The sequence below is a fragment of the Agrobacterium pusense genome (genome assembly GCF_013285525.1).
Taxonomy (GTDB): Bacteria; Pseudomonadota; Alphaproteobacteria; order Rhizobiales; family Rhizobiaceae; genus Agrobacterium; species Agrobacterium pusense.
In genome coordinates, this window is sequence record NZ_CP053856.1 from 2351342 (window position 1) to 2362171 (window position 10830).

Consider the following 10830-nt stretch of genomic DNA (forward strand, 5'->3'; position numbering starts at 1 on the left):
GCAAACGGCATTTCCGCCGTCCTGTCAAAGGCGGATGGCGGTGCGACGGAAAGATCGGCTCAGCCTTCCAGTTCCTCGCGCAGCATCTCCAGCTCCAGCCACTCCTCTTCCATGGCCTCAAGCTTTTCGCGCAGCTTTTCCATTTCCTGCGCCAGCTTGTTGAAGGCCGCCTGATCCTTGGCGAAGAGTTCCGGGTCGGCCATGCGCTGCTCGCGTTTTGCGATCTCTTCCTGCGCCTTCTCCATCTCCTTGGGGAGATTTTCGAGGGCGAATTTCTGCTTGAACGAAAGCTTGGCCTTGGCCTTTCCAGGCTCCTGCGAAGACGGGGCTGAAGGTGCGGCTTTCGCCTTTTCCTGTCTCTCAGCTTTTCGTTTCTCTTCCGCAGCTCCCTTGCGCTGCGCCATCATATCCGAATAGCCACCGGCATATTCGATCCAGCGTCCGTCCGGTTGATCGGGATTGGCCGGCGCGATGGTGGAAGTGACCGTACGGTCAAGAAAATCACGGTCGTGGCTGACAAGGATGACCGTGCCGGAAAACCCGGCAACGATCTCCTGCAACAGATCGAGCGTTTCGATATCGAGATCGTTTGTCGGTTCGTCGAGAATCAGAAGATTGGTCGGCCGGGCGAGAATACGCGCCAGAATGAGCCTTGCACGCTCGCCGCCGGAAAGGTTGCGGATGGGTGTGCGGGCCTGTTCCGGCTGGAACAGAAAGTCCTTCATATAACCCGTGACATGCTTCACCTCGCCATTGACGAGAAGATTGTCGCCCCGGCCGTCGGTCAAATAATGTGCGAGCGTATCGTTGGGATTGAGCTCCTCGCGCTTCTGGTCAAGCGTTGCGATCTCGAGATTGGTGCCGAGCTTCACCCAGCCGCTGTCTGGTTCAAGCTGGCCGGTGAGCATCTTCAGCAACGTTGTCTTGCCCGCGCCATTCGGTCCGACGAGACCGATGCAATCGCCGCGATGCACCCGCAGTGAGAACGGCGCGACAATCATGCGCTCACCGTAAGCCTTGGTGATAGCCTCCGCCTCGATGACCAGCTTGCCGGACTCCCGGCCTTCCGTGACGGTCGCCTGTACAGTCCCCTGCGGCCCCTTGTGCCCACGATATTCCGCCCGCATGGCCTGAAGCTCACCGACACGGCGCATGTTGCGCTTGCGCCTTGCAGTTACGCCATACCGCATCCAGTGTTCTTCGCGCTCGATGGCCTTGCCGAGCTTGTGTTGTTCAAGCTCTTCCTCTTCAAGCACCTTGTCACGCCATTCCTCGAAATGGGCAAAACCACGATTGAGACGGCGGGACTGGCCGCGATCGAGCCAGACGGTCGAGGTCGAAACCCGTTCGAGAAAACGACGGTCGTGCGAAATCAGCACCAGCGCGCTGCGCGTCTGCTGGAGTTCGCTTTCAAGCCATTCGATTGTCGGCAGATCCAGATGGTTGGTGGGTTCGTCCAGCATCAGAATATCGGGCTCCGGCGCCATGACACGGGCAAGCGCGGCGCGGCGCGCTTCACCACCGGAAAGGTTTGCCGGATTTTCCTGACCCGTAAGCCCGAGATGCTCGAGAAGATAAGTAACCCGATAGGCATCGTCGCCAGGCCCGAGCCCCGCCTCGGCATAGGCCTGAACGGTATCGTAACCGGCAAAATCCGGAGCCTGTTCCAGATAACGGATGGTTGCAGCGGGATGACGGAAAACCTCGCCCGACTGGGCCTCGACAAGGCCCGCTGCGATCTTCATCAGCGTGGACTTGCCGGAACCGTTGCGTCCGACAAGGCAGATGCGGTCGCCCGGCTCCACCTGGAGATTGGCGCCGTCCAGCAGCGGGGTAACGCCGAAGGTCAGCTTGATGTCATCGAGTTTCAAAATAGGGGGTGCCAAGGCGTCAGGCTCCGGTCAGATCATAAGGGCGGGCGAGCACGATGGCTTTTCCGCTTTTAAGCGAAAAATGCACAGGGCCGCCATTCGCGACATTGGAAATAGTGCGGGAGGAACCGAAAGCAAGCGCGAAATCCTCCAGCGGGTAACGCACATTGCCGATATCCAGCCCCTCCAGGGCTGTGAAGCCGGCCACCGAGAAAAGCGAGCCTGCGGGTAGAGAGACATCAAGCGAGCCAGGGAGCAGCGGCCGGGCCTCTTCCTCGCCGGAGGTGAGCGAAACATCGAGACCACGTTCGGCAAGCGCGACGGCGTAAAGGAGGTGCTGGAGGGCATGGTCGCTTCGTGCACCCCCGAGCGCGCCGACAAGCACCAGCGTACCGGCGCCGCGGGCGAGCGCCTCCGAGACCGCTATCTCACCATCGGTCACCGCCTTTGCTGCCGGGTAAGGCTGCCGTGTCACACCGGGCCAGGCATCCAGCAACTCTTTGGTGGCGGAATCGAAATCCCCGACCCACAACTCCGGTGTGAGGCCAAGCGGCCGGGCGTGGCGCATGCCGCCATCAGCCGCGATCACGCGGCTACCCGCGACCACGTCCCTGAGACGATCAGTAACCGTAACATCGCCGCCGAGCAGAATGGTGAAGTGCGCTTTATCCATGCCCTGCCTTATCGCACCTCGGCCGAAAATGGAAAGCCGAAAGCCTCCGAAAACCGTCCATATTGATTTTCGTCGGCTTCGGGATTATGAAACGCCTTAGTGGTGATTTGCCGACCGGCTTGCAGCCACTTTAAAGAAGTCGCTAAAGGGTCGAGGAAAAAGGCAATTTCCTGGGACCGGTCGCGATTTCCGCTGCCGGTTTTTTTGTTTTCGCAACGTTCTTTACGTGATCCGGAAAAGAGAGTTCGACATGCCGATCAAGATTCCCGATACGCTTCCCGCCTTTGAGACCCTCGTTCACGAGGGCGTGCGGGTCATGACCGAAACGGCGGCCATCCGACAGGATATCCGCCCGCTCCAGATCGGGCTTCTCAACCTCATGCCGAACAAGATCAAGACGGAAATCCAGATGGCGCGCCTCGTTGGCGCCTCGCCGCTTCAGGTTGAGTTGTCGCTCGTGCGCATCGGCGGTCATCGCGCCAAGAACACACCGGAAGAACATCTCCTCTCCTTCTACGAGACGTGGGAAGAGGTGCGTCACCGCAAGTTCGACGGTTTCATCATCACCGGTGCCCCCATTGAGCTGCTGGACTATGAGGACGTCACCTACTGGAATGAAATGCAAAAGATTTTCGAGTGGACGCGGACCAATGTCCATTCGACCCTCAACGTCTGCTGGGGCGCGATGGCCGCCATCTATCACTTCCACGGCGTGCCTAAATACGAGCTGAAGGAAAAGGCTTTCGGTGTTTACCGCCACCGCAATCTTTGCCCCTCGTCGATCTACCTCAATGGTTTTTCGGACGATTTCCAGGTTCCCGTGTCACGCTGGACGGAAGTGCGCCGCGCCGACATCGAAAAACATCCGGAACTCGAAATCCTCATGGAGTCGGAGGAAATGGGTGTATGTCTGGTACATGAGAAGGCAGGCAACCGTCTCTATATGTTCAATCATGTCGAATATGACTCGACATCGCTTTCGGAAGAGTATTTCCGCGATGTTCACGCCGGCGTGCCGATCAAGCTGCCGCATGATTATTTTCCGCATAACGACCCCGAACTCGCGCCCCTTAACCGCTGGCGCAGTCATGCCCATCTGTTTTTCGGAAACTGGATCAACGAGATATACCAGACCACACCGTATGAACTCGAGGCCATTGGCCAGCTGGCCGCCTGAATTTGCGGGATTGCGAATTGCCGGGAAATGACGCAACGTCCGCCCGGCATTTCATGGCAACCGGGAGAATGATGTTATGAGCGACGGGGCAGCACGGGAGAATTTTGGTTTCACGGCAACGGGCGAAAAGGTCGAGCGTGTCACCATTTCGAAAGGTGGGCTTACAGCGAAGGTCATTACCTGGGGTGCCGTCATCCAGGATTTGCGCCTTGAGGGTCACCAGCCGCCGCTCGTTCTCGGCTTCGACAAATTCGAGGATTATAAATATTCCTCCTATTTCGGCGCCACACCCGGCCGTAACGCCAACCGCATCGGCAATGGCAGATTTTCGATCGACGGTCACGAATACCAGCTGGAGCTGAATGAAAAGGGCGTAACCCACCTGCACGGCGGCAGCGACGGCATGGGCAAACGCAACTGGATGCTGATGGAACACGGCGAAAGCCACGCGGTTCTGCAGATCATCGACCCCGATGGCCGTGCCGGTTATCCCGGCAACTGCACGGTCACAGCCACCTACACGATCCGTGACGGCGGCGTGCTGTCGGTGGTCTATGAAACGGTGACCGACAAGCCGACCATCGCCAATGTGTGCCAGCATTCCTATTTCAATCTCGATGGCGCCGACACCGCACTTGGGCATGAGATCAGCATCGCGGCTGACTTTTACCTGCCCACCAACGACAAGCAGATACCGACCGGCGAAATCCGTTCCGTCGAAGGCACCGTCTTTGACCTTCGCCACCCGACGCCGATGCGGCGCAGCGAAAATGGTGAGCAGGTTCTCTACGACCATAATTTCTGCCTTTCGCCCGAGCGCCGCGCCAAGCGCAAGGTCGCCCGCGCTTATTCTCCAGCCTCTGATATAGCTCTAGAGGTTCACACCACCGAACCCGGTGTGCAGTTTTATTCGGCTTTCAAACTGGACGTTCCCGTTCCGGGCCTCGATGGCCGTCACTACGGTCCCTTTGCCGGTTTCTGCCTGGAAACACAGATCTGGCCGGATGCCGTCAACCACCCTGATTTTCCGCATGCCATCCTACGGCCGGGCGAGACGCTGCGCCAGGAAACCGACTATATTTTCAAGAAGGGCTGAAGCGGCGCGCTGGTATCAATCCAGCACGCAGCCGACATAGCTGCCCGAGGCGCGGGCGCGGCGCTCGATAAGGCCGGCGAGCCTCTGCAAGCCGCGCCCCGGCTTGCTGGCCACACGATCAATGGGATTGGGAAGCGAAACGGCCAGAAGTGCGGCCTGTCGGGAACTGAGCTTGGCGGCCGGCACCTTGAAGTGGTGCTGGGCGGCAGCCTCGATGCCGTAAATACCCGGTCCCCATTCGGCGACGTTGAGATAAATCTCCATCATCCGCTTTTTTGACCATACGAAATCGGCGGCAATCGCCAGCGGCAATTCCAATCCCTTGCGCAGAAACGAACGACCGTTCCATAAAAACAGGTTTTTGGCCGTCTGCATCGGGATGGTGCTGGCGCCGCGCGTCGCGGCCCCGTCGAGCGCATTGCTGACCACGGACTGCATCTGGTTCCAGTCAACCCCGCCGTGAAAACAGAATTGCCCATCCTCGGACATCATCACCGATTGCACGAGGCGCGGCGAAATATCCTCTAGTGGCACCCAGCGCCTGTCATAGCCTTGCAGCGTCACCAGATCGGCAAGCATCAGCGTCGACACGGGCCGGATGAAGGGCAACGCATAGACCGGAATCAGCAGATAAGGCAGGATGAGCAATGCCAGCAAGGTCATGATGATGCGCTTGGCCAACGTGCGAAAATCCACCTTCGGACTGCTCCGGTCTTCCGCCAGCATGGCGTAATCTGCGTCGCTTTCAGGCGTACTGCTCACTATCCGTCCCCGCACCCCACGCCAATTGAAGCCTTTCATAGTCCATTGCCGTCTTCAAGGCGAGTCCGGCGCGACAGTTGAGTTGGGGAATCACGAAAAGGTTTGCCTGCATTCGCTCGGCGTGCCAAAGAGCGCGGCATGGACGCTCAGATGACGAATTTCGAAACACGGCTGCGTGAGAACGCCGCCAGGACCGAAGCCCTGCTTGGCCGCCTGCTTTCCGGCGAGACACGCGCGGACGAGATCGCGCGCCCGCAGAACCTGCTTGAGGCCATGCGCCACGGCGTGCTGAACGGCGGTAAACGCCTGCGCCCCTTCCTCGTCATCGAAAGCGCCGCGCTCCTCGGCGGAGATGGAGAAGCTGCGCTTTTTGCCGGTGCCGCGCTGGAATGCCTCCATTGCTATTCGCTGGTTCACGACGATCTGCCGGCTATGGATGACGACGACCTGCGTCGTGGCCAGCCAACGGTGCATCGCAAATTCGACGAGGCGACCGCCATCCTCGCTGGCGACAGCCTGCTGACGCTGGCCTTTGATATCATTGCATCGGAAGAAAATCCGCTCGCGGCCGGGCGCAAGGCCGCGCTCGTGCTTTCGCTTGCCCGCGCAGCGGGCATCGGCGGCATGGCCGGCGGGCAGGCGCTTGATCTCGCCGCGGAAAAGAACGCACCGGACGAAACCGGCATTATTACATTGCAGGCTATGAAAACCGGCGCACTGCTGCGCTTCGCCTGCGAGGCGGGCGCAATCATAGCCGGTAGCGATGATTGCGAAAGGCAGAGGCTACGCCTATTTGGAGAAAAAATCGGCCTCGCCTTCCAGCTGGCAGACGATCTCCTTGATTTGACGGCCGACGCCGCCACCATGGGCAAGGCGACCGGCAAGGATGCCGCACGCGGCAAGGGAACGCTGGTGGCGCTGCGCGGCCAAGACTGGGCGCGTCGCAAACTTCAGGAACAGGTGGCAGAGGCCAGCGAACTCCTGGCTCCCTATGGCGAAAAGGCCGCGATTCTCATCTCGGCCGCCAGATTTATCGCAGAACGAAAAAGCTGAGTGGGTTTTCCCGCTCAGCCTCTCAAGTCGATCAGCCCTTAAGCGGCGAAATCAACACTTCCACACGGCGGTTTTGGGCGCGACCATCAGACGTTGCGTTCGAGGCGATGGGCTGCGAAGGCCCAAAGCCAAGTGTTGAAATGCGTCGTTGATCGACACCGCGTGCGCCGAGATAGTTGGCAACCGACGCGGCGCGGCGTTCCGAAAGCCCCTGATTGTGGGCGAGGCTACCGGTCGAGTCGGTATGGCCGTTGATGTCGATCAGCGTGCGGTTGAACTTGTTCAGCACGATCGCAACGGAATCGAGCGTCTGATAGAAGGGCGGAATGACCTGATCCTGATCCGTGGCAAAGGTGATATTCGACGGCATGTTGAGAACAATGCTGTCGCCACGGCGGGTCACCGAAACGCCGGTCCCCTGAAGCTGCGCGCGGAGTTCCGCTTCCTGGCCATCCATGTAATTGCCGATGGCGCCGCCAGCGAGCGCGCCGATGCCGGCACCGATCAGGGCAGCGTTACGGCGTCCGACCGGCGAACCGCCCACAGCCAGACCGCCGAGCGCACCGACAACAGCGCCGATACCCGCGCCGCCGGCCGTGTTCGACATTTTCTGCTCGCCCGTATAGGGATCGGTGGTGGTGCAGGCGGAAAGATAGGTGCCGCAAAGGGCGACGATCGCGATTTTTTTGATCATGTGTTTTGATGCTCCGAAAGGGTCAGGAGGTATGACAGTGGAATTGCGGCCTTTTCACGCTACTCGTTACTCCGCTGCGTCTTTCCGGCCAAAACGCTTTTCGATGTAATCGGTCACAAGCGCTTCGAAATCAGCGGCTATGTTGGGGCCACGCAGAGTGAGAGCTTTCTCTCCGTCGATGAAGACCGGCGCCGCCGGGCTTTCGCCCGTTCCGGGCAGCGAAATGCCGATATCCGCGTGCTTGCTTTCACCGGGACCATTTACGATGCAACCCATGACGGCGACATTTAATGCCTCGACGCCGGGATATTTTTCACGCCAGACCGGCATATTCTTGCGGATATCGTTCTGGATGTTCTGGGCCAGTTCCTGAAATACCGTCGACGTGGTACGCCCGCAGCCGGGACATGCCGCAACCACCGGAATGAACTGACGGAAACCCATGACCTGCAGCAATTCCTGCGCCACCTGCACCTCGCGGGTGCGGTCGCCATTCGGCTCAGGCGTCAGCGAAACGCGGATCGTATCGCCAATACCATGCTGCAACACATAACCCATGGCGGCGGACGAGGCGACGATACCCTTTGAACCCATGCCGGCTTCCGTGAGACCGAGATGGAGGGCGTGGTCGGAGCGTTCAGACAACATCGAATAGACGGCAATCAGGTCCTGCACCTGGCTGACCTTGGCCGAGAGGATGATACGGTTGCGCGGCAGGCCGATCTCTTCGGCAAGCTCGGCGGAAATCAGCGCCGACTGAACAATGGCCTCCCGCGTGACCTGACGGGCGGAAAGCGGAAAGCCCTCTTCCTTGTTCCTGTCCATCAGCGTGGTCAGCAATTCCTGATCCAGAGATCCCCAGTTGACACCGATGCGAACGGGCTTGTCGTAACGGATCGCCGTTTCGACGATCTCGCCGAACTGCTTGTCCTTCTTGTCCTTGAAACCGACATTGCCCGGATTGATGCGGTACTTCGCCAGCGCTTCGGCGCAGGCCGGATGGTCGGCCAGAAGCTTGTGGCCGATATAATGAAAATCACCGACCAGCGGCACATCCATCCCAAGACGCAGCAGCCGTTCACGAATTTTCGGCACGGCGGCCGCACTCTCATCACGGTCAACGGTGATACGGACGATTTCCGAACCGGCCCGGAACAGCGCCGCCACTTGGCTGACGGTGGCGTCGATATCAGCCGTATCGGTATTGGTCATCGACTGCACGACGACGGGTGCGCCGCCACCGACGATGACGCCGCCGACGTCTACGGCGACGGAGGCGCGGCGGGGCTTCGGGTCGTAATCGGCATGTGACGTCATGGCGGTCTCTGGAGCTTGCGGCAAGGTCTTGCAATTGAGGTGAAACAAGGGGGACTTCTTGTCAACACCCAACGCGCTGGAGCTTCTACTTTACCGCAATCATGGCAAAATTCGATACGCCTATTCCTTGCCCGCACCGTCGGCATGACGGGCGAGCCGCGAAAGTAGCAGAACCACCACATGCAGTAACGGGAGAAACAGGAAGACGCTGGCGAGACCGGTATGTTCCGCAATGAAGCCAATCGCCGATGGCGCCACCAGAATGCCGGAATAACCCATGGTGGTGACGACCGAAAGGCCGATTCCCGGTGCCAGGCCCGGCATATTGCCCGCCGCCGAGAAGGCAATGGGCACCATGTTGGAGATGCCGATGCCCGCAATCGCGAAGCCAACGATCGCGATGGTGGAATTTCCCGCAATACCGGCGATAAGAAGACCGATAATCGACATGGCCGAACAGAAGCGCAGGGTCGTCACAGCCCCGAAGCGGTCGCGCACCAGATCGCCGGCAAAACGCATGGCCGCCATGGTCATCGAGAAAGCCGCAAAGGCGAAGCCGGATTGTGACACCGAAGCTCCGAGCTCGTTGCGCAGATAAAGAGCGCCCCAGTCGAGGATTGCGCCTTCCGGGATCATCGAGAAAAGGGCCATCAGGCCGATGATCCACGGCAGCGGCGTCAGCGGCAGGCCGCCTTTCGGGCGCTCTTCCTCCGGGTGCGGACGATCTGCAAGCACACGCGGCCATGCCACGATCAGCAGCACGAATGCGATGACCGTCAGCGCAATGGCGTGCCCCTGCACGCCGATGGCCGTGATGAGATAACCGCCGAGACCGGCCCCGATGAGGCCGCCGAGGCTCCAGAAAGCGTGGCAGGATGACATGATGGCGCGGCGCATATCGCGCTCAACCGCTACCGCATTGGCATTCATGGCGACATCCATCGCTCCCGTCAGGCCGCCAAACAGGAAAACCGCGATTACCCCGGCCCAGACGGTTCCCGCCCAGGAGATGAAAAGCAGTGTGGGCAGAAAGATCGCCGCGGTCACGAGACTGACCGTCCGGGAGCCAAAACGGGCGATCTGCGAGCCGGCGATCGGCATGAAAACCAGCGAGCCGATACCGAAGACCAGGATGATGAGACCAAGCGCGCTTTCACTAAGGGAAAGACGCGCCGCAAATTCGGGAATCTTGGGCGCCCATGATCCCATCATGAACCCGTTCATCAAGAACAGCAGGGAAACGCCGATACGATGACGCGTCATATAGGACGAGCGTGCACCCGTCTGCGAAAATGTGGTGGGGCCATTCATCGGCTATATCCTTCAGACTTGACCATGTGAAAATCAGGCGACGGCATCGTCGCCGCAATAAACGTCTACGCCTCGGCTGGACACGCCCTCGACCAACACGCGGTCGGCATCCCGTTCCAGCACAAGGGAAAGCGGCGGGGAAAAATCATGCACGTGGAACGCTGCCTTATGCCCCAGCTTCTCGGTGGTGATTGCAGCGACAATCCGCTGGCTGGCGCTGCAAGCGAGCCGCTTGAAAACGGCATCCTCGAAGACATCGGCCGACAGGCCGGTCTCGACCGCGACACCACAGACCCCGAGAACACAGAGATCGGGTCGCATCAATTCGAGCTGCCGCAGCGCCATTGCATCGATTGCCGCACCAACGGCGGGATCAACCTTGCCACCGATCAGCACGAGATCGATATCCGCCCGCCCCGTCAGTTCGGCGGCAATGGCGGGCGTATTCGTCACCACCGTTACATTGAGACCAGCCGGGATCGCCCTGGCAATGGCGAGGTTCGTCGAACCGGCATCGATGAAAACGACCATGCCCCGCTTGAGAAGCGGGACAACGGCGCGGGCCAGTAGAGCCTTGCGGTCCGCATCCTCGGCGATCCGCGTCTTCAGCGGCACCGTCTTGCTATCCGAGAGCAGGGCGCCGCCATAAACGCGCATGCATTCCCCACGGGCCGCCATCTCTCGCAGGTCGCGGCGAACCGTGTCTTCAGAAACGCCAAAGTTTTGAGCGAGGTCCTGCGCCAGCACGCGGCCGCTCTGCCGCAACTGTTCGAGGATGAGCGCCTGCCGCTCGCTGACGAAATGATCACTCATGCAGACTCATGCATAAACAGGAATAAACGTGCATGAACATGCATATTCGAGTTTCCGGGGAAG

10 protein-coding genes and 1 riboswitch are annotated in these 10830 nt (G+C 59.8%); of the genes, 3 read left to right on the forward strand and 7 right to left on the reverse strand.

Annotation, left to right across the window (positions count from 1 at the left end; all coding sequences use genetic code 11):
• Nucleotides 1–59: 59 nt before the first annotated feature.
• Nucleotides 60–1886 carry an ABC-F family ATP-binding cassette domain-containing protein gene (locus HQN82_RS11505; protein ID WP_004443966.1) on the reverse strand — a complete coding sequence of 609 codons (1827 nt, stop codon included), beginning with the start codon at nucleotides 1884–1886 and terminating at the stop codon, nucleotides 60–62.
• Between the two features lie 4 nt (nucleotides 1887–1890).
• On the reverse strand, nucleotides 1891–2544 hold the full coding sequence (locus HQN82_RS11510) for a thiamine diphosphokinase (protein WP_107340285.1): 654 nt from the start codon (nucleotides 2542–2544) through the stop codon (nucleotides 1891–1893).
• Between the two features lie 89 nt (nucleotides 2545–2633).
• Nucleotides 2634–2710: riboswitch (SAM riboswitch) on the forward strand.
• Nucleotides 2711–2794: 84 nt separating this feature from the next.
• Between HQN82_RS11510 and metA the strand changes: the two genes are divergently transcribed.
• Together metA and HQN82_RS11520 are read left to right on the forward strand one after the other, a co-directional pair.
• Nucleotides 2795–3721 (forward strand): homoserine O-acetyltransferase MetA, encoded by a 927-nt coding sequence (metA, locus tag HQN82_RS11515; RefSeq protein WP_022556978.1) that lies wholly within the window; start codon nucleotides 2795–2797, stop codon nucleotides 3719–3721.
• A gap of 76 nt (nucleotides 3722–3797) precedes the next feature.
• Nucleotides 3798–4817, forward strand: a complete 1020-nt coding sequence (locus tag HQN82_RS11520; protein WP_022556979.1) for an aldose epimerase family protein — start codon at nucleotides 3798–3800, stop codon at nucleotides 4815–4817.
• 15 nt (nucleotides 4818–4832) lie between these two features.
• Here the strand turns inward: HQN82_RS11520 and mtgA are convergent, their stop codons facing one another.
• A complete protein-coding gene (gene mtgA / locus HQN82_RS11525; protein ID WP_034500053.1) occupies nucleotides 4833–5543 on the reverse strand; it encodes a monofunctional biosynthetic peptidoglycan transglycosylase in 711 nt (236 codons plus the stop codon).
• A gap of 174 nt (nucleotides 5544–5717) precedes the next feature.
• Between mtgA and HQN82_RS11530 the strand changes: the two genes are divergently transcribed.
• Complete coding sequence (locus HQN82_RS11530) at nucleotides 5718–6632, forward strand: polyprenyl synthetase family protein (RefSeq protein ID WP_112765647.1); 915 nt, start codon at nucleotides 5718–5720, stop codon at nucleotides 6630–6632.
• Between the two features lie 31 nt (nucleotides 6633–6663).
• On the opposite strand, the gene HQN82_RS11535 is transcribed toward HQN82_RS11530, so the two are convergent.
• From HQN82_RS11535 to HQN82_RS11550, 4 genes are all read right to left on the reverse strand, one after another.
• Nucleotides 6664–7326 carry a YiaD family glycine zipper/OmpA-like lipoprotein gene (locus HQN82_RS11535; RefSeq protein WP_004443979.1) on the reverse strand — a complete coding sequence of 221 codons (663 nt, stop codon included), beginning with the start codon at nucleotides 7324–7326 and terminating at the stop codon, nucleotides 6664–6666.
• 66 nt (nucleotides 7327–7392) lie between these two features.
• Nucleotides 7393–8643, reverse strand: coding sequence for a flavodoxin-dependent (E)-4-hydroxy-3-methylbut-2-enyl-diphosphate synthase (ispG, locus tag HQN82_RS11540; RefSeq protein ID WP_004443981.1), 1251 nt, complete (start codon nucleotides 8641–8643; stop codon nucleotides 7393–7395).
• Nucleotides 8644–8763: 120 nt separating this feature from the next.
• On the reverse strand, nucleotides 8764–9954 hold the full coding sequence (locus HQN82_RS11545) for an MFS transporter (RefSeq protein ID WP_112765648.1): 1191 nt from the start codon (nucleotides 9952–9954) through the stop codon (nucleotides 8764–8766).
• Between the two features lie 33 nt (nucleotides 9955–9987).
• A complete protein-coding gene (locus HQN82_RS11550) occupies nucleotides 9988–10767 on the reverse strand; it encodes a DeoR/GlpR family DNA-binding transcription regulator (protein WP_077986979.1) in 780 nt (259 codons plus the stop codon).
• Nucleotides 10768–10830: the final 63 nt, after the last annotated feature.